Raw genomic sequence first — 25,213 nt, 5'->3', positions numbered from 1 at the left:
ATAGCTAGGTCTGCTGGCCTAGCTTTTGGTTCAAAGTAGAGAAAGGAATATCATGGCAAATCATTTCCGTACGGATCGTGTGGGCATGGAAATCAAGCGTGAAGTCAATGAGATTTTGCAAAAGAAGGTCCGTGATCCGCGTGTTCAAGGCGTGACCATCACAGATGTTCAGATGCTGGGTGACTTGTCTGTTGCCAAGGTTTACTACACCATTTTGAGTAACCTTGCTTCAGATAACCAGAAAGCTCAAATCGGGCTTGAAAAAGCAACTGGTACCATCAAACGTGAACTTGGTCGCAATTTGAAATTGTATAAAATCCCAGATTTGACCTTCGTCAAAGACGAATCCATCGAATATGGAAACAAGATTGACGAAATGCTACGCAATCTGGATAAAAATTAAGCAGAAAGAGGGGAAACCCTCTTTTTTGGTGGAGGAAAAGGCAATAAAACAAGCTGGCGGAATCTTTCTAGAGTTAAACATTATTAAAAAGCTTTATAAAATTTAGCTTGTATGATAGTATAGAAATTGGAAAGAGTAAATTTCACAGAAATGGCCAGCAAGACTGGAATCGTCAACAGTTTGAAAGTATAGTTAAACGAGGGAAGAGAATATGGGACCAATCAAAGTTTTGGCTAAAATCTATGGGAATTACTTTTTGACCATGCAAGGTGTAAAAGTCATGAAAACGATAAAGAAAGATGACAATGTCGTTGTCGGTCTGGGGAAACTTTTTATTGCAGACAAGCTAATGGATACGGCTCGGTGGCTCATCAAGCCAGAGGAGAGAGAATGAAATTTTTTTGGGGTCTTCTTGCCATTCTTTTTATCAAACCGATTATTGGAATTTTGAAATTCCTGTGGATGATCATCTCTTTTGCAGTCCAATTGCTGCTTTACAAGCTATTATTTAAGCTATTGGATTGGCTCTTTAAACTTTTTTAGTCCGTAATTCAAATCTCAGAGAACTAGCAAGTCTTGTACTACTAGTTTTTTATTCACTTTCCATATGGTATAATATAAGCAGTAAAATCATTTTAGAATATACATGGAGGTCGTCATGGACAATATCATCGATGTGTCAATTCCTGTTGCAGAAGTGGTGGATAAGCATCCAGAAGTCCTGGAAATCTTAGTGGAGCTTGGTTTTAAACCCCTTGCTAATCCCTTGATGCGCAATACAGTTGGTCGTAAAGTATCACTCAAGCAGGGTTCTAAACTCGAAGGAACTCCTATGGACAAGATTGTCCGCACGCTAGAAGCGAACGGCTATGAAGTGATTGGATTAGACTAATGGCAGATGAACGGATTCATATCCTACGGGATATTTTGTTAGAATTGCACAATGGTGCTTCTCCTGAGTCGGTTCAAGAGCGCTTTGATGCGACCTTTACAGGTGTTTCAGCCATCGAGATTTCCCTCATGGAGCACGAGCTGATGAACTCAGACTCAGGTGTTACCTTTGAAGATGTCATGGAGCTCTGTGATGTCCATGCCAATCTTTTTAAAAATGCTGTTAAGGGTGTCGAAGTGGAGGATACCGAACACCCTGGACACCCAGTTCGCGTCTTCAAGGATGAAAATTTGGCTCTCCGCGCTGCCTTGATTCGCATTCGGAGATTGTTAGATACCTACGAGTCTATGGAAGATGAAGAAATGCTTGCGGAGATGCGCAAGGGCTTGGTGCGTCAGATGGGACTTTTGGGGCAATTTGACATCCACTACCAGCGTAAGGAAGAGCTCTTTTTCCCCATCATGGAGCGCTATGGTCACGATTCACCTCCTAAAGTTATGTGGGGAGTGGATGACCAGATTAGGGAACTCTTTCAAACAGCTTTAGCGACAGCCAAGTCACTACCAGAAGTGCCGCTTAGCACTGTAAAGGAAGATTTTGAAGCCTTTGCGACAGAGTTTGAAAGTATGATTTTCAAGGAAGAGTCCATCCTCCTCATGATTCTCCTTGAATCCTTCACCCAAGATGACTGGCTTCAGATTGCGGAGGAGAGCGATTCCTACGGTTATGCCATCATCCGTCCGTCTGAAAAATGGGTGCCAGAAAGACAGAGTTTCGTTGAGGAAAAGAGTGCAGAGGAGCCCGTGCAACTAGATACGGCAGAAGGGCAAGTTCAGCAAGTTATGGATACGCCAGAAGGACAGTTCACCATTACCTTTACCCCCAAGGAAAAGGAAGCGGTGCTGGACCGCCATAGTCAACAGGCTTTTGGCAATGGCTATCTCTCCGTCGAGCAGGCCAACCTCATCCTCAATCACCTCCCTATGGAGATTACCTTTGTCAATAAAGACGACATTTTCCAGTATTACAATGACAATGCGCCATCTGATGAGATGATTTTCAAACGAACACCGTCCCAAGTCGGACGGAATGTCGAACTTTGCCATCCACCTAAGTATTTGGACAAGGTCAAGACCATCATGAAGGGTCTTCGTGAAGGTGTCAAGGACAAGTATGAGATGTGGTTCAAGTCTGAGTCGCGAGGAAAGTTTGTCCACATCACCTATGCTGCAGTACACGATGAAAACGGAGAATTCCAAGGAGTGCTGGAGTATGTTCAGGATATTCAACCCTACCGTGAGATTGACACGGACTATTTCCGTGGATTAGAATAAGGAGAAAAAATGAGTTACGAACAAGAATTTATGAAGGAATTTGAAGCTTGGGTCAATACCCAGATCATGATCAACGACATGGCGCACAAGGAAAGTCAAAAAGTCTACGAAGAAGACCAAGATGAGCGTGCCAAAGATGCTATGATTCGCTACGAAAGTCGCTTGGATGCTTATCAGTTCTTGCTTGGAAAATTTGAAAACTTCAAGGCAGGTAAGGGATTCCATGATTTACCAGAAGGCTTGTTTGGTGAGAGAAATTATTAAACGAGATAGATTCTTGATTTTTTACTAAAATCTTGATAGAATATTTATATTAAATCCTTGTCAGAGCAGGGGTTTTTTATTGAAAGGATTTTATCATGTCAAAGAAACTCAATCGTAAAAAACAATTACGAAATAGCCTCCGTCGCGCAGGTGCTTTTTCAAGTACTGTGACTAAGGTTGTAGAAGAGACAAAGAAAGTCGTAAAACGTGCAGAGCAATCAGCGAGCGAAGCTGGTAAGGCTGTTTCTAAAAAAGTTGAACAAGCAGTAGAAGCTACCAAAGAGCAAGCTCAAAAAGTAGCCAATTCTGTAGAAGATTTTGCAGCAAACTTGGGTGGACTTCCACTTGACCGTGCCAAAACTTTCTACGATGAAGGTATCAAGTCTGCGTCAGATTTTAAAAACTGGACTGAGAAAGAACTCCTTGCTTTAAAAGGAATCGGACCAGCTACTATTAAGAAATTGAAAGAAAATGGTATCAAGTTCAAGTAATCTTTCTTGTTCCTTGCATTTCCGAAAAAATCTTGCTACAATAGAGCCATTAGAGGTGTTTTGAATCCCACATTTTACAGAAAGTGGCGGAGCTGAGAAGTCCACAAATGTGTCAAAACTGGTTGCTAATGGATGAAAAATTGAAATAAAAGTGTCTTTTTGTTTTAAAGACGAGAGTGGCGGGCTCTGCCCGAAATTGGGTGGTACCGCGGATAAACACATTCGTCCCTGTCATGTAGATGGCAGGGGCATTTTTTATGGGAAGCGAGGTAGGAAGATGGTGCAAGCACAATTACCAGACCGATTAGAAACTGAGCGGCTCGTATTGCGAGTCCGCACAGTGGCGGATGCTGAGGATATCAATGCCTACGCTAGTCTCCCAGAAGTCTCTTACCCAGCTGGCTTTCTACCCGTCAAGACCTTGGAAGATGAGATTTATTATCTGGAGCATATCCTTCCTGAACGTAATCAAAAAGAAAATCTCTCAGCAGGCTACGGGATTGTCGTCAAAGGAACCGATAAAGTCATTGGTTCTGTTGACTTCAACCACCGCCATGCGGATGATGTGCTAGAGCTTGGCTACACCTTGCACCCAGACTATTGGGGACGAGGTTATGTGCCAGAAGCAGCGCGTGCCTTGATTGACATAGCTTTTAGAGAACTAGGGCTTCACAAGATAGAACTGGTCTGCTTTGGATACAATGTCCAAAGTCAACGAGTCGCAGAGAAGCTTGGATTTACCCTCGAAGCTCGCATAAGGGACAGAAAGGATGTTCAAGGAAACCGCTGTGACAGTCTGATCTATGGCTTGCTGAGGAGTGCGTGGGAGGTGATTTGATGCATCTTTTCATCATTGGTGCTCCAGCATCAGGAAAAATGACCATTGGTCAAGAATTATCTCGACTGACGGATGCTACCCTATTTTATAACCATCAAGCTATCGATTTTGCACTAGAAATCTATCAGGACTATACAGAGGAAATGTGGGAATTTGTTCGTGGAATCACCTTTTCATTCCTTGGAGCAAGTGCAAGAAATCAGAGATCAGTAATTTTAACTGACGTAATTGATTTTTCAAATCAGTACCAGCTGATGTATTTAAAGCAAATTCAGGATTTGTTGGGTGACTATCATCAAGAGATTCTTTTTGTTGAGTTGGAAACAAGTCTTGAAGAGCGCATGCGTCGAAATCGAACGGAGAATCGGTTGAAATACAAACCCTTGAAACGGTATTTTGAAGTATCTGAAAGAGAAATTTTAGAGACTGATAAAACGAATCAACTTAATTCTCAAAAGCAACCGAGTGGTCTTCACCACTATCTTAAAATTGATAATACGAATCTGTCCGCAGAAAAAGTTGCAAAGCAGATTCAAGAAAAAATGAAAACAATAGAGAAAGGACAAACACATGTCTAAAGAACTTTCACCTAAATACAATCCAGCCGAAGTTGAGGCTGGTCGTTACCAAAAATGGCTTGATGCGGATGTTTTCAAGCCTTCAGGCGATCAAAAGGCTAAGCCTTATTCAATCGTCATTCCGCCACCAAACGTAACTGGTAAACTTCACCTTGGTCACGCTTGGGATACGACTTTGCAGGATATCATCATCCGTCAAAAACGTATGCAAGGTTTTGATACACTTTGGCTTCCAGGGATGGACCACGCTGGGATTGCCACTCAAGCTAAAGTTGAGGAGCGCTTGCGTGGTGAGGGCATCAGCCGCTATGACCTCGGTCGTGAAAAATTCCTCGACAAGGTCTGGGAATGGAAAGACGAATATGCCACTACTATCAAGGAACAATGGGGCAAGATGGGGCTCTCTGTAGACTACTCACGCGAGCGTTTCACTCTTGACGAAGGTTTGTCAAAAGCTGTTCGCAAGGTCTTTGTGGACCTTTACAAGAAAGGCTGGATCTACCGTGGTGAGTTTATCATCAACTGGGACCCAGCTGCACGCACAGCCCTTTCTGATATCGAGGTGATTCACAAGGACGTGGAAGGTGCCTTCTACCACATGAACTATATGCTAGAAGATGGCTCACGCGCCCTTGAAGTTGCGACTACTCGTCCTGAAACTATGTTTGGAGACGTAGCCGTTGCGGTCAACCCAGAAGACCCACGCTACAAGGACTTGATCGGAAAAAACGTTATCCTTCCAATCGCTAATAAACTAATCCCAATCGTTGGAGATGAGCACGCAGATCCTGAGTTTGGTACAGGTGTTGTTAAAATCACACCTGCCCACGATCCAAACGACTTCTTGGTTGGTCAACGCCACAACTTGCCACAAGTCAACGTTATGAACGATGACGGAACTATGAATGACTTGGCCTTCGAATTTGCAGGTATGGACCGCTTTGAAGCTCGTAAGGCAGTCGTTGCTAAGTTGGAAGAAATCGGTGCCCTCGTTAAAATCGAAAAACGTATTCACAGTGTTGGTCACTCAGAGCGTACAGGTGTTGTGGTTGAACCACGCTTGTCTACTCAATGGTTCGTCAAGATGGACCAATTGGCTAAGAATGCTATTGCTAACCAAGACACAGAGGACAAGGTAGAATTCTACCCACCTCGTTTCAATGATACCTTCCTACAATGGATGGAAAATGTCCACGACTGGGTCATCTCTCGTCAGCTCTGGTGGGGTCACCAAATCCCTGCTTGGTACAATGCTGAGGGTGAAATGTACGTCGGTGAAGAAGCTCCAGAAGGTGACGGATGGACTCAGGACGAAGATGTCTTGGATACTTGGTTCAGTTCTGCCCTTTGGCCATTCTCAACTATGGGCTGGCCTGATGTCGACTCAGAAGACTTCAAACGTTACTTCCCAACTTCAACCTTGGTTACTGGTTACGACATCATCTTCTTCTGGGTATCTCGTATGATCTTCCAATCCTTGGAGTTCACTGGCCGTCAACCATTCCAAAACGTCCTTATCCACGGTCTCATCCGTGACGAGCAAGGACGCAAGATGTCGAAATCTCTCGGTAACGGGATTGACCCGATGGATGTCATCGAGAAATATGGTGCCGATGCCCTTCGTTGGTTCCTTTCAAACGGTTCTGCACCAGGTCAAGACGTGCGCTTCTCTTACGAGAAAATGGATGCTTCATGGAACTTCATCAACAAGATCTGGAACATCTCTCGCTACATCCTCATGAATAATGAAGGATTGACCCTTGAGCAAGCAACTGCCAATGTGGAAAAAGTTGTCAACAAGGAAGCTGGAAATGTCACTGACCGCTGGATTCTCCACAACCTCAATGAAACGATCGGAAAAGCAACTGCCAACTTTGATAAGTTTGAGTTTGGTGTCGCTGGACACATCTTCTACAACTTCATCTGGGATGAGTTTGCGGACTGGTACGTTGAGTTGACCAAGGAAGTCCTTTATAGCGACAACGAAGAAGAGAAAGTCATCACACGCTCTGTTCTCCTTTACACTTTGGACAAGATCCTTCGTCTCCTTCACCCAATCATGCCATTCGTGACAGAAGAAATCTTTGGACAAATCTCAGAAGGCTCTATCGTGACAGCAGAATACCCAACTGTTAACCCAGCCTTTGAAGACCTTGTTGCCCACACTGGTGTAGAAAGCCTCAAAGACTTGATCCGTGCCGTTCGGAATGCGCGTGCGGAAGTAAATGTAGCACCAAGCAAGCCTATCACCATCCTTGTTAAGACAAGCGATAGCGACTTGGAAGCCTTCTTTAATAGCAATGTCAACTACATCAAACGCTTCACAAATCCAGAACACTTGGAAATCGCATCAACCATCCCTGCACCTGAACTCGCTATGTCAAGCGTCATCACAGGAGCAGAAATCTACTTGCCACTCGCTGACCTCCTAAATGTCGAAGAAGAACTAGCTCGTCTCGACAAGGAACTGGCTAAATGGCAAAAAGAACTGGACATGGTAGGCAAGAAGCTCTCTAACGAACGCTTCGTAGCCAATGCCAAGCCAGAAGTCGTCCAAAAAGAACGCGACAAACAAGCTGACTACCAAGCTAAATACGATGCGACCGTAGCGCGTATTGATGAGATGAAGAAGTTGGTGAAATAAGCTATAAACCTCGGCAATTTGCTGGGGTTTTTGGTATAATTAAAACATCACTAATAATGAGGTTTTAGTATGACTATAAAAGTATATTCCATTGATGAAGTTATTGAAGAGAGGACACTCGATCAAGAAAAGGTAAAAAACATCCGAGAGTTGTTTAATTTTTTAATAGGTGATCAAAGATTTCATCTGGCCGTAAAGTGTATTTTACCTCCTGAAAAACAGACAAACACTTCAGTATTGTTTGAATTTAAAAATCATAGTCCTAAAGATAATTTTGATTTTAAAAAATTCGCTGATAAATTATTGTCAGCAGAAACGAATGAGGATGGGAAAAGGAATAAAACGATTAGAACAGGTATTCTGTTTATTGAGCAAATTGGTAGTCATATTAAGTTGATAAAGCTAGAATCGACGAATGCAATCGATCCTGAAACATTTGCTATTAGACAAGATTTAGGATTAGATAATAGTTACTACAAGATTTGTATTTTCGAGAATAATTTTGATAATGTAACCATTATTGATAAAAGTAATACTGCGGCTAAATTTTGGTATAATAAATTTTTGGATTTAAAACTTTTTAGAGATAGTGATACTAATACTGACACATTGATTAAATTTATTAATAATAACTTACTATTTTCTGAAGAAGTTATAAATAGAGAAAACTATGGAGAAGTTAAAGAGCTATCATTAGAGTATATTTTTGAAAGTATTTCTTTTGACAAGGTTGAACTAACTAATAAATTAGTTCAAAATAATTTGTTAGATACAAATGATGAAAGTGAGATTTTTTCTGAAAGATCATTGGATTTAGATTCAGAATTTGATATATCTAAGAAAATGATTGTTAAACATTTTAAAAAATCTTTACAAGTATCTGATATAACAAGTATTTATACAGATAACATTATTGAGATGAAAGACAGGCAGGAAGTAGAATATAATAGAAACACAGGAAAGTTAGAGTTGGATATTCATGAGAGGTATCGCTCTCAAGTTTTACAAAATCTTGGTATAGATGAATGACTAATAGTATAGTAAGAAAATGGCAAAATACAGTTGCGGTTATAGATTTAAATTCTCCTTTACAACAAATTTTTAAATCAAATCAAATTGGTATCAATAAGAATGATGGGTACTATATCTATAATAAAGAAAATACTTGGATTTTTGAAGAAGAATTTATAAATGCACCAAGCCATAATCTACAACAAATTTTTGATAAATTATGTATTAAAAATTATGATAATATACAATGTTTTGATTCAGTAACTAGCGAATTTAAAGTAGTTACTGAATCTGATGCTGAAAACTACTTGAAAATTATTAGTTTTAATACCATTAATGGTGTAGAAGATGATAAATTAAAAATTTCTTTAAAACTTTTGTCTGGAGGAGACTATAGTTCTAAAAGTAATCGGGTACGCCACCTTATAAACATATATGTGTTATTGCTTTTAGCTAATCGAACAAGAAGACAACAAAATAGACTTGAATTTACTTTTGAAGGAGATTTAGATTCTTTTGTCTTTGAAACTGAATTTGGAAAAGGAAATTTTACCGATGGATTATTAGAAATTTATGAATGGATTGTTAATGAACAAGAATACAGTGAGGCTTATAAGGTAAAGTTGCAGATTATTCGAAGTTTGATTATTAAACGTAAAAAACTCGATGAGTTAGACTTAGTTAAAAATCAAGCAGGATCTATTTTTAATAGAATTGTTAGTGGAAAAACAGACCATTATTTTGAGCTTCAAAATAATTTAAAAGATGACTTTATAAAAATTTCGACTATGATTAGTGAATCTAATTCAAGTTTAAATACGAAATTATTTGGTTGGTTAACGGCTTTTTCTTTGATTATTTTTGATTTTATAAAAAAGAGTGATGGTCAAAGTCTATTTGGAAGAATTGTTTGTTCAACTTCGGAAAAAACTAATGTATTGTTATTACTTTTGATTATGGCTTTGTTAATCATCATGATAATGTTCAATTTAGATATTAGAAATATTAGAAAACAATATCAATGTTTAAAAGATCTTTATGTGAATCAAATGTTTATTTCTAAGGAAGACTTTAACAAATTCATCAAGAAACCATTGTATCGTAACATGTATAACTTATTATTACTAAGCTTATTAATTATACTTGTTTTAAGATTGTTAATTCCTATGAAATATTGTTGTTTCTAGCACAATTCAATATAGGATTTTTGTTCTAATATATTTTAGAAAGCAGGTTACTACATGACAAATTCTGTAAGTTCGAACCGACCTGAGAAGTACAACATTGCTGCTTTCTTCTCAGGTGTTGGGGGAATTGAGTTGGGATTTGAACAGACCAATGAGTTCAGAGTGGTGTATGCCAATGAGTTTGATAAGTATGCGCGTCAGACTTATCAGTTAAACCATCCAGAGACCTATTTGGATGGTCGTGATATTCACGATGTTCAGCCAGAGGATATTCCAGCTGAGCGCGTGGATGTGATTATGGGAGGATTTCCTTGTCAGGCCTTTAGTATTGCGGGTTATCGCAAGGGCTTTGATGATGATCGTGGCGATCTTTTCTTTGAATTGCTTCGGATGATTGAGGGATGCAAACCTCGTGCTATCTTCATCGAAAACGTCAAGAACATGGTCGGTCATGACCATGGTAATACCTTCAAGGTTATTCGTGAAGCCTTGACCGAGAACAACTACTTTGTCAAGTGGAAGGTTCTCAACGGAAAAGACTATGGAAATATCCCACAAAACCGTGAGCGGATTTATATCGTTGGTTTTGATACTAAGGAAGCTTATGACTTGTTTGAGTTTCCAGAGGAAATCAAATTGACTACTACTCTTCAAGACGTCATTAACTTTGGCGATCAACTAGACGAGGTCTATTACTACCGTGAGGGCAAGCAGAATTTCTTCAACCAGTTGAAGTTTGAAGTTACTAGTCAAGATACAGTTTACCAATGGCGCCGTCAGTATGTCCGTGAAAATAAAAACGGTGTTGTCCCAACCCTAACAGCAAACATGGGAACAGGTGGACACAACGTTCCGTTGATCTTGACGGACAGTGGTGAGATTCGTAAGTTGACACCGAAAGAAACCTTTAATGTTCAAGGCTATCCGAAATCCTTTAAAATCCCAGAAGGGGTTTCTAACGGTCAGCTATACAAGCAGGCTGGAAACAGTGTGGTCGTACCCGTGATTAAACGTATCGCGGAAAACGTTGCCAAAGCTTTAAATGAAAGTCAGGGGCAATCTCAACTTGAACGTTCAGGAAAAATTGCCATTATCTACACCAAGATGAATGGACAATTTGAAGGGCAATCCTATGTCAAGGACTTTGTAGATAGCTATGATCAAGCTCTTGAAAAAATCAAATCTTATGATGATGGTCTAGCCCTTCTGTCTGGTGAAGATTATTTAAAATTGGTTAAAAAACGAGGAAATCTTGAATTTTACAGTATCAATTAACGAATATATAAGAGGGTTAGTGAAAAACTAATCTTCTTTTGATATACTGAAAATAGAAAAGAGGGTGCTTATGTGGGAACATCTAAAGTCTGAACAAAAAGACAAATACAAAACTTTAATTACCAACTTCGCTAGTTTGAGCCAAGCTTTCTCTCAAAAGGCAGAATCAGAAGATGAGGGACAAACAGAGAATTATGTTGCTCCTATTGTCAACTCCAAATTTCAGGAGACTGTTTTTCAAAAAGCATTTAATGCCGTTGGGGAAGATATCGCCAATACCTCCTATGATGCCTCTGTCGTTGTGGATGAAAAACATAAATACCTAGTGGGTATCAAGTCTTTTGGGATTAATTCTGGAGACCAAAAAATCGCTCAGTTTAAGAAGGATTCTCAAGATTGGACGGACTTGTTGGGTGATATCAAATTTCATGCAGATATCTCAGCAGATAAAGAAACGGCAGACAAGCAAAACTATCAACGCTATGAAGAGTTGGCACGAAAGATTGCGGCCTTAAGAAATCAGAGAATCGAATCTTCTAAGGCACAAATCAAGGGATTTAGTTCGGACTCGGTCAATGTTGAAGCAGTTTATCACGTTCTGATGCCAACACCAAAAGGAGAAAATCCTAAGATTTTTGTTGGAGAGACTACTTATTTGCCAGTCGATATTGATAATCTGGTCATTGAAGGTTCAACCACCAAAAACAATCCAACTAATTTTCGATTTACGGATGGACAACATCATTACAAGTATACAGCAGCTGATAGCCAGCTCCACATGACTTTTAATAATAAAGACATTGTGGTAGATACTTGGGATGTCCATTACATCGAAGATCCTTTTTCGCTATTTGAAAATCTTCATTTACTGACAGCTGAAAAGGATAAAACCGATATCTTAGAAACAGTGTCTTGGGTTATTACAGACAAGCATGGAAATGTGGAAGAAAACTCTGGTTTCAATGCCTTTAACGGTGGATCAAAACTAGCCCAAAAAGATCGTCTACCACGGATTTTAAAGATTCAGAATAAATTCAAGGACAATTTAGCTCCTGAAGAACTAGCTTTTGTGACCTTCTCTTTAGAAGAAATCCTCTTGAAAAAGTGGACTAGCAAGGAAGAGAAAGCTCGGATGAAGACCATTCGTGAGGACTTGATTCACTTTATCCATAATACTGGCAATGAAAAACTTATCAAAGAGATTGAACAACTCGTCTATCGTCCAGTTAGTGAAGTTTACATTCCTCTGCCAGACTCCAAGAACTTCCATGACGAAAGGCAAGACTTCTTTGGTTCTGGATTTGGGGCTTTTGAACCTGGCACTAAAAAACTAGCTCTACCAAAAGAGGAAAGAACTTTTAAACTACGCTTTTTATCTTCTGGGGATGTTATTAACGCCTATATAAATCAAGAAGCTGGAAAGGCAATTCAGTCAACTGATAAGCAAGAAATCCTTGGGAATTGGATCTTACGTGGTGTTTTCCAGTTGAAAGAACGTGAAGTCTTGACAAGTCAACGACTCAATGAACTGGAAATCAACGGTATTCGTTTAACCAAGTTTAAAAATGGGGAAATCGGTATTGAATTTATCTGGATTGATATTGAAAATCCCCCAAGCGATGCTATCGGCTGGGTAGCAAAGAAATGGAAATCCGTTTTAGACTAATTTCCACTTCGGCTAGCCAAGTGGAAGTTACTTTGAGAAGTTACCCAATAAAAAGTCCTGTCACTTTCTCCCCCTTAACCTTTGACTATTCTGCAAAATTATCGTAAAATAAAGAGTACATGATAAAATGAGGTCAGAGTCTGTTCGCTCTGGCGATAGTAGTATAAATGAGGAGAAACGCTTTGGAATTAGAAGTATTTGCTGGGCAAGAAAAAAGTGAACTATCTATGATTGAGGTAGCGCGTGCTATCTTGGAACTTCGTGGTCGTGATCATGAGATGCATTTTAGCGATCTTGTAAACGAAATTCAAAACTACCTTGGAACATCAAACAGCGATATCCGCGAAGCCTTGCCTTTGTTCTACACAGAGTTGAACTTTGACGGTAGCTTCATCTCACTTGGAGACAACAAATGGGGGCTTCGTTCATGGTATGGTGTAGACGAAATCGACGAAGAAATCATTGCTCTTGAAGAAAATGACGACGATGAAGTGGCACCAAAAGCTAAGAAAAAACGTGTCAATGCCTTCATGGATGGCGATTCAGATGCTATTGACTACAATGCAGATGATCCAGAAGATGAAGATGCATACGAAGCAGATCCAGCTCTTTCATACGATGATGAAAATCCAGATGATGAGAAAAATGAAGTGGAAGCTTACGATGCAGAAATCAACGAAATCGCTCCTGATGACTTGGGTGAAGACGTGGATCTCAACGAAGACGACGACGAGTTTTCAGACGATGATTCTGAAAACATCGAGGAATAAAAGTTAGCTGTTGACAATTATCTTATTTTTAGGTATCATATTGTTCGGGCACCTCTTTTAGAGGTCGGGGCTCCCTAGTTCTTAGGGAGCTATTTTTGTTTTTTCAAGAAGTTATCTTCTTGTATTTTATACTCAATGAAAATCAAAGAGCAAACTAGGAAACTAGCCGCAGGCTGTACTTGCGTACGGCAAGGCGACGTTGACGCGGTTTGAATTTGATTTTCGAAGAGTATTTGTTGTGAATCTGGTGCAGTCATCCCAGATTATTCTTATTAATAGGGTCTTGTTTTCTATGTCCCCTCGTAGTCAGCAAGACCTTGAGCATTTTAGAAAGAGGAATCTATGTCAACGAAATATATTTTTGTAACTGGTGGTGTGGTATCGTCTATTGGGAAAGGGATTGTGGCAGCAAGTCTGGGCCGTCTCTTGAAAAATCGTGGTCTCAAAGTAACCATTCAAAAATTTGACCCTTATATCAATATCGATCCGGGAACTATGAGTCCTTACCAGCACGGGGAAGTTTTTGTGACAGATGACGGAGCTGAGACTGATTTGGACTTGGGTCACTATGAACGTTTCATCGATATCAATCTCAACAAATATTCCAACGTGACAACTGGTAAAATTTACAGTGAAGTGCTTCGTAAGGAACGCCGTGGAGAATACCTTGGGGCAACTGTTCAGGTTATTCCTCATATCACGGATGCTTTGAAAGAAAAAATTAAGCGTGCCGCTCTAACGACCGACTCTGATGTCATTATCACAGAGGTTGGTGGAACAGTAGGAGATATCGAGTCCTTACCATTCTTAGAGGCCCTTCGTCAGATGAAGGCAGATGTGGGTGCGGACAATGTCATGTACATCCATACAACCTTGCTTCCTTACCTCAAGGCTGCTGGTGAAATGAAGACCAAACCAACCCAACACTCTGTAAAAGAATTGCGTGGATTGGGAATCCAACCAAATATGTTGGTTATTCGTACAGAAGAGCCAGCTGGTCAAGGAATTAAAAATAAACTGGCCCAGTTCTGTGATGTGGCACCAGAAGCCGTTATCGAGTCTTTAGACGTTGAACATCTTTACCAAATTCCGTTGAATTTGCAGGCACAAGGTATGGATCAAATTGTCTGTGACCATTTGAAACTAGACGCTCCAGTAGCAGATATGACAGAATGGTCAGCCATGGTGGACAAGGTCATGAACCTCAAGAAACAAGTCAAGATTTCACTTGTCGGTAAGTATGTGGAGTTGCAAGATGCCTACATCTCAGTGGTCGAAGCCTTGAAACACTCTGGTTATGCCAACGACGCAGAAGTTAAAATCAATTGGATCAATGCCAATGATGTGACAGCAGAGAATGTGACAGAGCTTTTGTCTGATGCGGACGGAATCATCGTACCAGGTGGTTTTGGCCAGCGTGGTACGGAAGGGAAAATCCAAGCCATCCGCTATGCGCGTGAGAATGATGTTCCAATGTTGGGTGTCTGCTTGGGAATGCAGTTGACTTGTATTGAGTTTGCTCGTCATGTTTTGGGGCTTGAAGGTGCCGATTCTGCTGAACTTGCACCAGAAACAAAATACCCTATCATTGATATCATGCGTGATCAGATTGATGTTGAGGATATGGGTGGAACCCTTCGCTTGGGACTTTACCCATCTAAGTTGAAACGTGGCTCTAAGGCAGCAGCTGCTTATCACAATCAAGAAGTGGTGCAACGCCGTCACCGTCATCGTTATGAGTTTAACAACGCCTTCCGTGAGCAGTTTGAGGCAGCAGGTTTTGTCTTCTCAGGAGTTTCTCCAGACAATCGTTTGGTTGAAATTGTGGAAATTCCTGAAAATAAATTCTTTGTAGCTTGTCAGTATCATCCTGAACTTTCAAGTCGTCCAAACCGCCCAGAAGAACTCTACACTGCCTTTGTCACTGCAGCTGTTGAGAACAGTAATTAGCCAAATTAGAACCTTTGAGAAGAATCTCAGAGGTTTTTTGCTTGCATATTTAGGATATGAGTTGCAAAATAAAAACATAGTGATATAATTAACATAACAACAATTAAGGAGGAACTACAATGAAAAAAATCACACTATTTAGTTTAGCTTTAGCAGGCCTAGCTTTGCTTGTTTCACCTCATTCAGGGCAGGCATTTGAGCTTAAAGAAGAATGGGTTGTTAAGTGTGGAGTACAGTATCAAGATGGCAAGATTCTTCGGTTTAACAATGGTCATGAAGTGGATATTAAAGTCTTGGATTTGCCAAAAACCGAGAAAATTGAGTGGACGGTTAGTCTCAATGGTCAAAATCAGACTGTCAATTTCCTAGGTCAAGAAAAGGACAAGTCTATGATGGGTGTAGAGGGGCGTTACCTGAATTTCTATGTTCCATATGGCTATAGAGGAGATATCAAGGTAGAAGCTAAGAGCGGAAACGAAGTGAAGAGCTGGTCCACTAAAGTGGTTGACGATGTACATCATGAAGGTGGAAAGAGAGGCTACTATCGTATTGAAGAATCAAATGATCAATACACTTACCTCGATGCTAAATGGGATTATCAAACCAAGACTTACACTGCTACCTTACCAGAGACTGTCAATGGTCAAAAAGTCTATGCTTGGACAAATTATGATAATGACGAGTTGAAACTAGAAAAACCAAAATCTATCAGTCATAAATATGATGATGGAGGATCTTTCAAAGAACTTTATCCAATTGTAAAAGCAGAAAGCTGGCTAAAATCAAACCAAAACTGGTACTATCAACAACAAGGTCAATTAGTGCAGAACGATTGGGTTAAGGACAAGGGAACTTGGTACTTTATGAACGATAAAGGAGTCATGTTCAATCAAACTTGGCTCTATCAAGGTGGCAACTGGTATGCCTTTAAATCATCAGGAGCCATGATTGCGAGTGACTGGCTTTATGACCAAGGCAAGTGGTACTATTTATCAACTTCAGGATCCATGAAAGCAAGTGCTTGGGTTTATGACAAGGGAGAATGGTATTATGTAAGTTCTTCTGGTGCCATGATTGCGAATGATTGGGTCAAAGACAATGGTAAGTGGTATTATCTAGATTCATCAGGTAAGATGCTTCGCAATACCTACACACCAGATGGTTACTACGTTGGCAACTCAGGTGCCTGGCAATAATAAGAAGTCCTTTTTCTTAAAGGAAGAGGCTTTTTACTTGCTTTTTTGCTGTTTCCTCATTTGTCCTAAAACCTTTTTTGTGTTAAAATGAATGGTATGAAAGCTAAAAAAATGTGGATGGCAGGCTTGGCTCTGCTTGGTATTGGAAGCCTTGCCCTTGCTACGAAAAAAGTTGCAGATGACCGCAAGCTCATGAAGACTCAGGAAGAGTTGACAGCGATTGTGCGAGAGCATTTTTCAGACATGGGGGAAATTGCGACCCTCTATGTTCAAGTCTATGAAAGTAGTCTGGAGAGCTTGGTTGGTGGCGTCATTTTTGAGGATGGCCGTCATTATACCTTTGTCTATGAAAATGAAGATCTGGTCTATGAGGAGGAAGTCTTATGATACAACCAGCAAGTTTAGAAGAATTGGCATCTTTAGTAGAAAAAGATGGCAAGAAGGTCTTTCTTTTTGTGGCGGACTGGTGTGGCGATTGTCGTTATATCTATCCTGCCTTGCCAGAAATTGAGGAGACCAATCCAGAGTTCACCTTTATTCGTGTGGACCGAGACCAGTATATGGATTTGGCTAAACTCTGGGATGTTTATGGAATCCCTAGCCTTGTTGTTCTAGAAAAGGACAAGGAAATCGGCCGTTTTGTCAATCGCGACCGTAAAAGCAAGCAACAAATTAACGACTTTTTAGCAGGATTGAAATAGGGGAAAAGAGAAACAATGATTTTTACATATAACAAAGAACATGTTGGTGATGTCCTTATGGTCATCGCGAAAAATAGCGGAGATGCTAAACTGGATGTAGAACGCAAAGGCAAGGTAGCCCGTGTTTTCCTTAAAGATAATGGGGAAACAGTAGCTTGGAATATTTTCGAAGTTTCAAGTTTGTTTGAAATTGCAGAGCGCGGTCAAGTCTTTTTGACAGATGAGCAAGTCGCTCGTTTGAACCAAGAAATACAGGCGGAAGGTTTTACAAAAGAAATTGTCAATGACAAGGAACCTAAGTTTGTTGTTGGTGAAATTGTCGAGATGGTAGCCCATCCAGATAGTGACCACCTCAACATCTGCCAAGTTGCAGTCGCAAGTGACAAGACAGTGCAAATCGTTGCAGGGGCTCCTAATGCGCGTGTGGGGTTGAAAACCATTGTAGCTCTTCCTGGAGCTATGATGCCAAAAGGCAATCTCATTTTCCCAGGCGAGCTTCGTGGCGAAAAGAGTTTTGGAATGATGTGTAGTCCTCGTGAATTGCATCTGCCAAATGCTCCGCAAAAACGTGGTGTTATTGAATTATCAGAAGACCATGTTGTCGGAACACCATTCGACCCAGCGAAACACTGGACTGCCTAGGAAGTTGTTAGTATCTGATAGACCAGATAGAAGGAAATAAGATGGCAAAAAATGTAGTGATTACAGGAGCGACATCAGGAATCGGTGAAGCGATTGCGCGTGAATATCTAGAGCAGGGTGAGAATGTTGTTCTAACAGGGCGACGGACAGCCAGACTAGAAACCCTCAAGTCAGAGTTTGCAGCAACCTATCCAAATCAAACAGTTTGGATCTTTCCACTAGATGTGACGGATATGGCTATGGTAAAGACCGTCTGCTCCGATATTCTAGAAACGACAGGGCAGATTGATATCTTGGTCAATAACGCCGGGCTAGCTCTAGGTTTAGCACCTTATCAGGATTATGAAGAGTTGGATATGTTGACTATGTTGGATACCAATGTCAAGGGTTTGATGGCAGTTACTCGCTGTTTCTTGCCAGCAATGGTAAAAGCCAATCAAGGTCATATCATCAACATGGGGTCAACCGCAGGAATCTATGCCTATGCAGGTGCAGCTGTCTATTCAGCCACCAAGGCGGCAGTTAAGACTTTTTCAGATGGACTGCGAATTGATACCATCGCAACGGATATCAAGGTTACGACCATTCAGCCAGGGATTGTCGAAACAGATTTCTCTACAGTACGTTTTCATGGTGACAAAGAGCGTGCTGCGACCGTCTATCAGGGAATCGAAGCCTTGCAAGCTCAGGATATTGCAGACACAGTGGTTTATGTGACCAGTCAACCGCGTCGTGTGCAGATTACAGATATGACCATCATGGCCAATCAACAGGCGACAGGTTTCATGGTTCATAAAAAATAAAAAATTTTCTCGAAAAGTTACAAATTTCTGTAACTTTTTTTGATTTCCTACGAATAGATAAGTAGGAGGAAGAAAATATGTATAATAAAGTTATCATGATTGGACGTTTAACGTCTACACCAGAATTGCACAAAACCAACAATGACAAGTCAGTAGCGCGAGCAACTATCGCTGTGAACCGTCGTTATAAAGATCAAAACGGTGAACGTGAAGCCGATTTTGTAAATATGGTCCTATGGGGCAGACTAGCAGAAACTTTGGCAAGCTACGCAACCAAAGGCAGTCTCATTTCCGTTGATGGAGAACTACGTACCCGTAGCTTTGAGAAAAATGGCCAGATGAACTATGTGACGGAAGTCCTTGTGACAGGATTCCAACTCTTGGAAAGCCGCGCCCAACGTGCTATGCGTGAAAATAATGCAGGACAAGACTTAGCAGACCTAGTCTTGGAAGAGGAAGAATTGCCATTTTAAGCATTGAAAAGTCTGAGTTGGTCTCAGGCTTTTTATCTTGCCAAAGTCAGACTTTTTTCTTGACTATTTCTGACCAAGTGATACAATAGAACTATGAATTAGCACTCATGTATAAAGAGTGCTAATAATATCTATCTCATTATGGAGGAAATCAGATGTTGAAACCATTAGGGGACCGTGTGGTCTTAAAAGTAGAAGAAAAAGAACAAACTGTTGGAGGCTTTGTCCTTGCAGGCTCAGCCCAAGAAAAAACAAAAACAGCCCAAGTTGTAGCTACTGGACAAGGTGTTCGTACCTTGAACGGTGATTTGGTTGCCCCAAGCGTTAAGACTGGCGACCGTGTCTTGGTTGAAGCCCATGCAGGTCTTGATGTCAAAGATGGCGATGAAAAGTACATCATCGTTGGCGAAGCGAACATTTTGGCTATCATTGAAGAATAGAAGGAGAAAGTAAGTATGTCAAAAGAAATTAAATTTTCATCTGATGCTCGTTCAGCTATGGTCCGTGGTGTCGATATCCTTGCAGACACTGTTAAAGTAACCTTAGGACCAAAAGGTCGTAATGTCGTTCTTGAAAAATCATTCGGTTCACCCCTCATCACCAATGACGGTGTGACCATTGCCAAAGAAATCGAGTTGGAAGATCATTTTGAAAATATGGGTGCCAAATTGGTATCAGAAGTGGCCTCAAAAACCAATGATATCGCAGGTGACGGGACTACAACTGCAACTGTTTTGACCCAAGCAATCGTCCGCGAAGGAATCAAAAACGTTACTGCTGGAGCAAATCCAATCGGCATTCGTCGTGGAATTGAAACGGCAGTTGCTGCCGCTGTAGAAGCCTTGAAAAATAACGCTATCCCAGTTGCCAATAAAGAAGCCATCGCTCAGGTTGCCGCTGTATCTTCTCGTTCCGAAAAAGTAGGCGAATACATCTCTGAAGCCATGGAAAAAGTTGGCAAAGACGGAGTCATCACTATCGAAGAGTCACGTGGTATGGAAACAGAACTTGAAGTTGTAGAAGGAATGCAGTTTGACCGCGGTTACCTTTCACAATACATGGTAACAGATAGCGAAAAAATGGTGGCTGACCTTGAAAATCCATACATTTTGATTACCGATAAGAAGATTTCAAATATCCAAGAAATCTTGCCCCTCCTCGAAAGTATTCTCCAAAGCAATCGTCCACTCTTGATTATTGCGGATGATGTAGATGGTGAAGCTCTTCCAACCCTTGTATTGAACAAGATTCGTGGAACCTTCAACGTGGTAGCAGTTAAGGCACCTGGTTTTGGTGACCGTCGCAAAGCCATGCTTGAAGACATCGCTATCTTAACAGGCGGAACAGTTATCACAGAAGACCTTGGTCTTGAGTTGAAAGATGCTACGATTGAGGCGCTTGGTCAAGCAGCGAGAGTAACTGTTGATAAAGATAGCACTGTTATCGTAGAAGGTGCTGGAAATCCTGAAGCAATTTCTCACCGTGTTGCAGTTATCAAGTCTCAAATCGAAACTACAACATCTGAATTTGACCGTGAAAAATTGCAAGAACGCTTGGCAAAATTGTCAGGTGGTGTTGCAGTCATCAAGGTCGGAGCTGCAACTGAAACTGAGTTGAAAGAAATGAAACTCCGCATTGAAGATGCCCTTAACGCTACTCGTGCAGCTGTTGAAGAAGGAATCGTTGCAGGTGGAGGAACAGCCCTTGTAAATGTTATCCCAGCAGTGGCCAATTTGGAATTGACAGGAGATGAAGCGACAGGACGCAATATTGTTCTCCGTGCTTTGGAAGAACCTGTTCGTCAAATCGCCCACAATGCAGGATTTGAAGGCTCTATCGTTATCGATCGTTTGAAAAATGCTGAAGTTGGTACAGGTTTCAACGCAGCAACTGGCGAGTGGGTTAATATGATTGATCAAGGGATTATCGACCCAGTTAAAGTGAGTCGTTCAGCCCTTCAAAATGCAGCATCTGTAGCCAGCTTGATTTTGACTACGGAAGCAGTTGTAGCCAATAAACCAGAACCAGCAGTCCCAGCTCCAGCAATGGATCCAAGCATGATGGGCGGCATGATGTAAGCTTCCTATAGAAAACAACTTATAAAAAACACAAAAGGAGGGAATGCCTACCCCTCCTTTTTATGCTATTCACTTCTAAATAGATTTGAGCTCTCCTAACTTATATGATAAAATAAGACTAGAAAAAGGAGAAAAACATGATCGATGTAGAAGAAATTCTGAGCAAGATGAACCCTAATCAGAAAATTAATTATGACCGTGTCATGCAGAAGATGGTACAAGTATGGGAGAAAAATGAGCAACGGCCAACCATTCTCATGCATGTTTGCTGTGCCCCTTGCAGTACCTATACCCTCGAATATTTGACTAAGTATGCAGATGTGACCATCTATTTTGCCAATTCTAATATCCATCCCAAGGCAGAATACCATAAGCGTGCCTATGTGACTAAAAAGTTTGTCAGTGATTTCAATGAGCGAACTGGCAATAACGTTCAATACCTAGAAGCTCCTTATGAACCTAACGAATATCGTAAACTGGTGCGAGGTTTGGAAGAAGAGCCTGAAGGTGGTGACCGTTGTAAGGTTTGCTTTGACTACCGTCTGGATAAAACAGCGCAAGTGGCTATGGATTTAGGCTTTGACTACTTCGGTTCGGCTTTAACCATCAGTCCTCATAAGAATTCTCAAACCATCAACAGCATCGGAATCGATGTGCAAAAAATTTATACAACCAACTATCTTCCAAGTGATTTTAAAAAAAATCAAGGCTACAAACGTTCAGTAGAGATGTGTGAAGAGTATGACATCTATCGTCAATGTTATTGTGGATGCGTCTATGCAGCCCAGGCTCAGAATATTGACTTGGTTCAAGTCAAGAAGGACGCCACAGCTTTCTTGCTGGATAAGGATGTGGAAAAAGACTATTCCCATATCAAATTTACAGTTACAAAATTAGATATATAAGGATAAGCCTAGCTGCAAAGCTGGGTTTTTATATTCTTCGAAAATCTCTTCAAACCGCGTCAACGTTGCCTTGCCGTATATATATGTGACTGACTTCGTCAGTCTTATCTATAACCTCAAAACACTGTTTTGAGCAACCTGCGGCTAGTTTCCTAGTTTGCTCTTTGATTTTCATTGAGTATTAAAATAAAAAACCAGGGCTCTCACCCCAGTTTGACAACTTTACCGATTCTTTAGTTCTACATAGCGCTTGTACCAAATGTTTACATAGGCTTCTGAGAAAGGACCACGTCCATTGTTAATCCAATCAACAAGAATTTTGACATGTTCTTTTAAAATATAGTCCAAATCATCAGAATAATTCATTTTGCGTTTGTGGCGCTCATATTCTTCAACGTCCAAGAGACGTTTTTCCCCATCTGTAAAAATCTTAACATCCAAATCGTAATCAATATACTTCAGTGCTTCTTCATCCAGATAGTAGGGGCTAGCCATATTGCAATAGTAGGAAATTCCATTATCGCGAATCATGGCAATGATATTAAACCAATATTTCTTGTGAAAGTAAACAATAGCCGGTTCTCGAGTGACCCAACGACGACCATCACTTTCGGTAACCAGTGTATGATCGTTGACACCAATAATGGCGTTTTCTGTTGTTTTTAGTACCATGGTGTCCCGCCAAGTTCGGTGGAGACTCCCATCATGCTTATAACTTTGAATTGTAATAAAGTCGCCTTCTTTTGGAAGCTTCATAACTAACCAACTTTCTACAATTTATAAGTTTATCATTTACTATTGTACCATAAAATTGCCTAAAATCTGTGAATTTTACATGAAAATATTAAAGATATTCTCTGAGAGCGCTTGCTATATCCGAAAAATCGTAGCCTTTTCGTGCTAAAACTTGAGTTAAACGCTGTTTAAGTTCGTATCCTTCATATTTTCGGGCATACTTAGCATATTGCTTATCAAGTTCCTTGAAGATGAGTTCCTGAGTCGTTTCTTGGTCAACTTGACTATCCAACTGGTCAAAGGCACTTTTAGCATCAGAGTAAGAGAATCCTTTGTTGGTCAAGTTTTGGATAATCTTATCTTGCAAGGCACGAGCTGGAAGTTTTCCCTCATATTTTTTCAATAGTTTATTAGCTACACGTTGAGCAACTTCCGAAAAATCAAATTCTTTCAGGATCTCTTCTATAGTAGATTTTGAAATTCCTTTTTGTGCTAATTTCTGAGTCAGTACATAAGGCCCCTTGTCTCCTGAAAGTTGATTGGCATTGATGATAGCATAAGCGTAATTGCTATCATTAATCCACTTATCTTCTTTAAGATTAGCAATGACTTGAGAAACTATTTTTGAATCAATATCATATTTTTTTAGATATTCACTGACCTCTTTTTCAGTACGTGCTTTAAATGATAGGTGATAGAGGGCTAGATTCTTACCATAAGAAAATTGGGCAAAGTCCTGAATCTCCTTCAATTCCTCTTCGCTTATCACCTTATCTCTTGATAACATAAAGCGAACAATTGTATCTTCGGTGATATAGCATTTGTCGTCATTATCAAGCTCCATCAGATAGAGTCTTTTTTTCTTTTCAAGTTTTGTGATTTTCATAGTTCTATTATAACTCAAAATGTGATAAGATAGGGGTATGAATCTGAAAGTGAAACAAAAAATACCATTAAAAATCAAGCGCATGGGAATTAATGGTGAGGGAATCGGCTTTTACCAAAAAACATTAGTCTTTGTACCTGGAGCTCTCAAAGGCGAAGATATCTATTGTCAGATTACTTCTATTAAACGCAACTTTGTTGAAGCAAAATTACTAAAGGTCAACAAGAAGTCTAAATTCCGAGTTGTGCCAGCTTGTACTATTTATAATGAGTGCGGAGGCTGCCAAATCATGCACCTGCATTATGATAAGCAGCTGGAGTTCAAGACAGACCTACTTCACCAAGCACTGAAGAAATTCGCCCCTGCAGGATATGAAAACTATAAAATTCGTCCAACGATTGGAATGCAGGAACCCAAGTACTATCGTGCTAAGTTACAATTTCAGACTCGAAAATTTAAAAATCAGGTCAAGGCAGGTCTGTATGCACAAAACTCTCATTATTTGGTAGAGTTGAAAGAATGCCTAGTACAAGATAAGGAAACCCAAGTGATTGCTAATCGTCTAGCAGAATTGCTTACTTATCACCAGATTCCAATTACGGATGAGAGAAAAGTTTTAGGTGTTAGGACGATTATGGTCCGACGAGCTAGGAAAACTGGACAGGTTCAGATTATTATTGTTACAAATCGCCAGCTTAACTTAACCCAACTTGTAAAAGACTTAGTTAAAGATTTTCCAGAAGTTGTGACAGTAGCTGTTAATACAAATACAGCTAAAACCAGTGAGATTTATGGTGAAAAGACAGAGATTATATGGGGAGAAGAGAGTATTCAGGAAGGTGTTCTCGATTATGAATTTTCACTATCCCCTCGAGCTTTCTATCAATTAAATCCTGAACAGACAGAAGTCCTCTATAGTGAGGCAGTAAAAGCGCTGGATGTTGATAAAGAAGACCATTTGATTGACGCTTATTGTGGAGTTGGAACGATTGGATTTGCCTTTGCAAAGAAAGTTAAAACACTCAGAGGTATGGATATTATTCCAGAAGCCATTGAAGATGCCAAGCGAAATGCTAAAAGAATGGGATTTGATAATACTCATTATGAAGCTGGAACAGCAGAAGAGGTTATTCCTCGTTGGTACAAGGAAGGCTATCGAGCAGATGCTTTAATTGTTGACCCTCCACGTACAGGTCTGGATGATAAGTTATTAGATACTATTCTTACTTATGTACCAGAAAAAATGGTTTATATTTCTTGTAATGTTTCGACCTTGGCTCGTGATTTAGTGCGCTTAGTAGAAGTCTATGATCTTCATTATATCCAGTCGGTCGATATGTTCCCGCACACAGCTCGAACGGAAGCAGTTGTAAAATTAATTAAAAAAATTAGAAAAAGTAGTTGACAAAGTTAGAAAAGTCTGTATAATAGTAAGAGTTGAAAATAACAGCTCAGGTCCGTTGGTCAAGGGGTTAAGACACCGCCTTTTCA

General features: G+C 40.3%; 28 protein-coding genes. 26 read left to right on the top strand and 2 right to left on the bottom strand.

Translation table 11 applies throughout. From position 1 onward, the window contains the following. Positions 1 to 52 precede the first annotated feature (52 nt). From rbfA to N8M66_RS08540, 25 genes are all read left to right on the top strand, one after another. The gene (gene rbfA, locus N8M66_RS08660; protein WP_001273601.1) at positions 53 to 403 is read left to right on the top strand and encodes a 30S ribosome-binding factor RbfA; all 351 of its coding nucleotides are present in this window, start codon (positions 53 to 55) and stop codon (positions 401 to 403) included. Between the two features lie 211 nt (positions 404 to 614). Beyond that, entirely contained in the window at positions 615 to 797 is a 183-nt protein-coding gene (locus N8M66_RS08655; RefSeq protein ID WP_261046995.1) for a hypothetical protein, read from the top strand. Then, entirely contained in the window at positions 794 to 946 is a 153-nt protein-coding gene (locus N8M66_RS08650; RefSeq protein WP_261046993.1) for a hypothetical protein, read from the top strand. Before N8M66_RS08655 ends, N8M66_RS08650 begins: the two co-directional genes overlap by 4 nt. A gap of 115 nt (positions 947 to 1,061) precedes the next feature. Then, on the top strand, positions 1,062 to 1,295 hold the full coding sequence (locus N8M66_RS08645; RefSeq protein ID WP_000368739.1) for a DUF1858 domain-containing protein: 234 nt from the start codon (positions 1,062 to 1,064) through the stop codon (positions 1,293 to 1,295). Further along, the gene (locus N8M66_RS08640) at positions 1,295 to 2,629 is read left to right on the top strand and encodes a DUF438 domain-containing protein (protein WP_261046990.1); all 1,335 of its coding nucleotides are present in this window, start codon (positions 1,295 to 1,297) and stop codon (positions 2,627 to 2,629) included. Before N8M66_RS08645 ends, N8M66_RS08640 begins: the two co-directional genes overlap by 1 nt. A 9-nt stretch (positions 2,630 to 2,638) precedes the next feature. After that, the gene (locus N8M66_RS08635) at positions 2,639 to 2,893 is read left to right on the top strand and encodes a DUF1912 family protein (protein ID WP_000119707.1); all 255 of its coding nucleotides are present in this window, start codon (positions 2,639 to 2,641) and stop codon (positions 2,891 to 2,893) included. A 95-nt stretch (positions 2,894 to 2,988) separates the two neighbouring features. After that, on the top strand, positions 2,989 to 3,384 hold the full coding sequence (locus N8M66_RS08630; RefSeq protein WP_000038631.1) for a helix-hairpin-helix domain-containing protein: 396 nt from the start codon (positions 2,989 to 2,991) through the stop codon (positions 3,382 to 3,384). Positions 3,385 to 3,661: 277 nt separating this feature from the next. Next, a complete protein-coding gene (locus N8M66_RS08625; RefSeq protein ID WP_261046987.1) occupies positions 3,662 to 4,222 on the top strand; it encodes a GNAT family N-acetyltransferase in 561 nt (186 codons plus the stop codon). Further along, positions 4,222 to 4,800, top strand: coding sequence for an AAA family ATPase (locus tag N8M66_RS08620; RefSeq protein ID WP_261046983.1), 579 nt, complete (start codon positions 4,222 to 4,224; stop codon positions 4,798 to 4,800). The genes N8M66_RS08625 and N8M66_RS08620 overlap by 1 nt, the downstream gene beginning before the upstream one ends. Beyond that, positions 4,793 to 7,444 carry a valine--tRNA ligase gene (locus N8M66_RS08615; protein WP_261046981.1) on the top strand — a complete coding sequence of 884 codons (2,652 nt, stop codon included), beginning with the start codon at positions 4,793 to 4,795 and terminating at the stop codon, positions 7,442 to 7,444. Before N8M66_RS08620 ends, N8M66_RS08615 begins: the two co-directional genes overlap by 8 nt. A 69-nt stretch (positions 7,445 to 7,513) precedes the next feature. Further along, complete coding sequence (locus N8M66_RS08610) at positions 7,514 to 8,473, top strand: hypothetical protein (RefSeq protein WP_261046980.1); 960 nt, start codon at positions 7,514 to 7,516, stop codon at positions 8,471 to 8,473. Continuing rightward, a complete protein-coding gene (locus tag N8M66_RS08605; RefSeq protein ID WP_261046977.1) occupies positions 8,470 to 9,642 on the top strand; it encodes a hypothetical protein in 1,173 nt (390 codons plus the stop codon). Before N8M66_RS08610 ends, N8M66_RS08605 begins: the two co-directional genes overlap by 4 nt. Before the next feature lie 54 nt (positions 9,643 to 9,696). Continuing rightward, positions 9,697 to 10,917 carry a DNA cytosine methyltransferase gene (locus N8M66_RS08600; RefSeq protein WP_237447218.1) on the top strand — a complete coding sequence of 407 codons (1,221 nt, stop codon included), beginning with the start codon at positions 9,697 to 9,699 and terminating at the stop codon, positions 10,915 to 10,917. Between the two features lie 70 nt (positions 10,918 to 10,987). Next, positions 10,988 to 12,583, top strand: a complete 1,596-nt coding sequence (locus N8M66_RS08595; protein WP_261046972.1) for a hypothetical protein — start codon at positions 10,988 to 10,990, stop codon at positions 12,581 to 12,583. A gap of 182 nt (positions 12,584 to 12,765) precedes the next feature. After that, on the top strand, positions 12,766 to 13,353 hold the full coding sequence (gene rpoE, locus N8M66_RS08590; protein WP_261014574.1) for a DNA-directed RNA polymerase subunit delta: 588 nt from the start codon (positions 12,766 to 12,768) through the stop codon (positions 13,351 to 13,353). A 342-nt stretch (positions 13,354 to 13,695) separates the two neighbouring features. Beyond that, positions 13,696 to 15,303 (top strand): CTP synthase, encoded by a 1,608-nt coding sequence (locus tag N8M66_RS08585; RefSeq protein ID WP_261046967.1) that lies wholly within the window; start codon positions 13,696 to 13,698, stop codon positions 15,301 to 15,303. Between the two features lie 119 nt (positions 15,304 to 15,422). Then, positions 15,423 to 16,499, top strand: coding sequence for an N-acetylmuramoyl-L-alanine amidase family protein (locus N8M66_RS08580; protein WP_261046965.1), 1,077 nt, complete (start codon positions 15,423 to 15,425; stop codon positions 16,497 to 16,499). Between the two features lie 87 nt (positions 16,500 to 16,586). Then, entirely contained in the window at positions 16,587 to 16,886 is a 300-nt protein-coding gene (locus N8M66_RS08575; protein WP_120770531.1) for a DUF4651 domain-containing protein, read from the top strand. Then, positions 16,883 to 17,200: a thioredoxin family protein gene (locus N8M66_RS08570; protein WP_000615777.1), complete on the top strand. Its 318-nt coding sequence runs from the start codon at positions 16,883 to 16,885 to the stop codon at positions 17,198 to 17,200. Before N8M66_RS08575 ends, N8M66_RS08570 begins: the two co-directional genes overlap by 4 nt. A gap of 15 nt (positions 17,201 to 17,215) precedes the next feature. Beyond that, the gene (gene ytpR, locus N8M66_RS08565) at positions 17,216 to 17,842 is read left to right on the top strand and encodes a YtpR family tRNA-binding protein (RefSeq protein WP_261046956.1); all 627 of its coding nucleotides are present in this window, start codon (positions 17,216 to 17,218) and stop codon (positions 17,840 to 17,842) included. A 41-nt stretch (positions 17,843 to 17,883) separates the two neighbouring features. Next, positions 17,884 to 18,645 carry an SDR family NAD(P)-dependent oxidoreductase gene (locus N8M66_RS08560; RefSeq protein WP_261046952.1) on the top strand — a complete coding sequence of 254 codons (762 nt, stop codon included), beginning with the start codon at positions 17,884 to 17,886 and terminating at the stop codon, positions 18,643 to 18,645. A 77-nt stretch (positions 18,646 to 18,722) separates the two neighbouring features. After that, a complete protein-coding gene (locus N8M66_RS08555) occupies positions 18,723 to 19,118 on the top strand; it encodes a single-stranded DNA-binding protein (protein WP_261046950.1) in 396 nt (131 codons plus the stop codon). Between the two features lie 155 nt (positions 19,119 to 19,273). After that, the gene (gene groES, locus N8M66_RS08550; RefSeq protein WP_000917339.1) at positions 19,274 to 19,558 is read left to right on the top strand and encodes a co-chaperone GroES; all 285 of its coding nucleotides are present in this window, start codon (positions 19,274 to 19,276) and stop codon (positions 19,556 to 19,558) included. A gap of 15 nt (positions 19,559 to 19,573) precedes the next feature. Further along, positions 19,574 to 21,196, top strand: a complete 1,623-nt coding sequence (gene groL, locus N8M66_RS08545) for a chaperonin GroEL (protein ID WP_261046946.1) — start codon at positions 19,574 to 19,576, stop codon at positions 21,194 to 21,196. A 137-nt stretch (positions 21,197 to 21,333) separates the two neighbouring features. After that, a complete protein-coding gene (locus N8M66_RS08540) occupies positions 21,334 to 22,101 on the top strand; it encodes an epoxyqueuosine reductase QueH (RefSeq protein ID WP_261046945.1) in 768 nt (255 codons plus the stop codon). Positions 22,102 to 22,323: 222 nt separating this feature from the next. On the opposite strand, the gene N8M66_RS08535 is transcribed toward N8M66_RS08540, so the two are convergent. Further along, positions 22,324 to 22,857: a DUF402 domain-containing protein gene (locus N8M66_RS08535; protein WP_000775316.1), complete on the bottom strand. Its 534-nt coding sequence runs from the start codon at positions 22,855 to 22,857 to the stop codon at positions 22,324 to 22,326. A gap of 88 nt (positions 22,858 to 22,945) precedes the next feature. After that, positions 22,946 to 23,722: a recombination regulator RecX gene (gene recX, locus N8M66_RS08530; protein WP_261046943.1), complete on the bottom strand. Its 777-nt coding sequence runs from the start codon at positions 23,720 to 23,722 to the stop codon at positions 22,946 to 22,948. A 37-nt stretch (positions 23,723 to 23,759) separates the two neighbouring features. Here recX and rlmD point away from each other — a divergent pair, with 37 nt between their 5' ends. Continuing rightward, the gene (gene rlmD / locus N8M66_RS08525; RefSeq protein WP_261046941.1) at positions 23,760 to 25,127 is read left to right on the top strand and encodes a 23S rRNA (uracil(1939)-C(5))-methyltransferase RlmD; all 1,368 of its coding nucleotides are present in this window, start codon (positions 23,760 to 23,762) and stop codon (positions 25,125 to 25,127) included. Positions 25,128 to 25,213 lie beyond the last annotated feature (86 nt).

The sequence above is a fragment of the Streptococcus mitis genome, from assembly GCF_946188585.1.
Taxonomy (GTDB): domain Bacteria; phylum Bacillota; class Bacilli; order Lactobacillales; family Streptococcaceae; genus Streptococcus; species Streptococcus mitis_DG.
The sequence above is the reverse complement of the archived record's forward strand: the minus strand, read 5'-3'. Positions and strand labels throughout refer to the sequence as shown.

Bases quoted from the DNA above. Each gene is read 5' to 3' on its own strand.
- rbfA (WP_001273601.1), top strand. From the start codon at position 53: ATGGCAAATCATTTCCGTACGGATCGTGTGGGCATGGAAATCAAGCGT.
- N8M66_RS08655 (WP_261046995.1), top strand. From the start codon at position 615: ATGGGACCAATCAAAGTTTTGGCTAAAATCTATGGGAATTACTTTTTG.
- N8M66_RS08650 (WP_261046993.1), top strand. From the start codon at position 794: ATGAAATTTTTTTGGGGTCTTCTTGCCATTCTTTTTATCAAACCGATT.
- N8M66_RS08645 (WP_000368739.1), top strand. From the start codon at position 1,062: ATGGACAATATCATCGATGTGTCAATTCCTGTTGCAGAAGTGGTGGAT.
- N8M66_RS08640 (WP_261046990.1), top strand. From the start codon at position 1,295: ATGGCAGATGAACGGATTCATATCCTACGGGATATTTTGTTAGAATTG.
- N8M66_RS08635 (WP_000119707.1), top strand. From the start codon at position 2,639: ATGAGTTACGAACAAGAATTTATGAAGGAATTTGAAGCTTGGGTCAAT.
- N8M66_RS08630 (WP_000038631.1), top strand. From the start codon at position 2,989: ATGTCAAAGAAACTCAATCGTAAAAAACAATTACGAAATAGCCTCCGT.
- N8M66_RS08625 (WP_261046987.1), top strand. From the start codon at position 3,662: ATGGTGCAAGCACAATTACCAGACCGATTAGAAACTGAGCGGCTCGTA.
- N8M66_RS08620 (WP_261046983.1), top strand. From the start codon at position 4,222: ATGCATCTTTTCATCATTGGTGCTCCAGCATCAGGAAAAATGACCATT.
- N8M66_RS08615 (WP_261046981.1), top strand. From the start codon at position 4,793: ATGTCTAAAGAACTTTCACCTAAATACAATCCAGCCGAAGTTGAGGCT.
- N8M66_RS08610 (WP_261046980.1), top strand. From the start codon at position 7,514: ATGACTATAAAAGTATATTCCATTGATGAAGTTATTGAAGAGAGGACA.
- N8M66_RS08605 (WP_261046977.1), top strand. From the start codon at position 8,470: ATGACTAATAGTATAGTAAGAAAATGGCAAAATACAGTTGCGGTTATA.
- N8M66_RS08600 (WP_237447218.1), top strand. From the start codon at position 9,697: ATGACAAATTCTGTAAGTTCGAACCGACCTGAGAAGTACAACATTGCT.
- N8M66_RS08595 (WP_261046972.1), top strand. From the start codon at position 10,988: ATGTGGGAACATCTAAAGTCTGAACAAAAAGACAAATACAAAACTTTA.
- N8M66_RS08585 (WP_261046967.1), top strand. From the start codon at position 13,696: ATGTCAACGAAATATATTTTTGTAACTGGTGGTGTGGTATCGTCTATT.
- N8M66_RS08580 (WP_261046965.1), top strand. From the start codon at position 15,423: ATGAAAAAAATCACACTATTTAGTTTAGCTTTAGCAGGCCTAGCTTTG.
- N8M66_RS08575 (WP_120770531.1), top strand. From the start codon at position 16,587: ATGAATGGTATGAAAGCTAAAAAAATGTGGATGGCAGGCTTGGCTCTG.
- N8M66_RS08570 (WP_000615777.1), top strand. From the start codon at position 16,883: ATGATACAACCAGCAAGTTTAGAAGAATTGGCATCTTTAGTAGAAAAA.
- ytpR (WP_261046956.1), top strand. From the start codon at position 17,216: ATGATTTTTACATATAACAAAGAACATGTTGGTGATGTCCTTATGGTC.
- N8M66_RS08560 (WP_261046952.1), top strand. From the start codon at position 17,884: ATGGCAAAAAATGTAGTGATTACAGGAGCGACATCAGGAATCGGTGAA.
- N8M66_RS08555 (WP_261046950.1), top strand. From the start codon at position 18,723: ATGTATAATAAAGTTATCATGATTGGACGTTTAACGTCTACACCAGAA.
- groES (WP_000917339.1), top strand. From the start codon at position 19,274: ATGTTGAAACCATTAGGGGACCGTGTGGTCTTAAAAGTAGAAGAAAAA.
- groL (WP_261046946.1), top strand. From the start codon at position 19,574: ATGTCAAAAGAAATTAAATTTTCATCTGATGCTCGTTCAGCTATGGTC.
- N8M66_RS08540 (WP_261046945.1), top strand. From the start codon at position 21,334: ATGATCGATGTAGAAGAAATTCTGAGCAAGATGAACCCTAATCAGAAA.
- N8M66_RS08535 (WP_000775316.1), bottom strand. From the start codon at position 22,857: ATGAAGCTTCCAAAAGAAGGCGACTTTATTACAATTCAAAGTTATAAG.
- recX (WP_261046943.1), bottom strand. From the start codon at position 23,722: ATGAAAATCACAAAACTTGAAAAGAAAAAAAGACTCTATCTGATGGAG.
- rlmD (WP_261046941.1), top strand. From the start codon at position 23,760: ATGAATCTGAAAGTGAAACAAAAAATACCATTAAAAATCAAGCGCATG.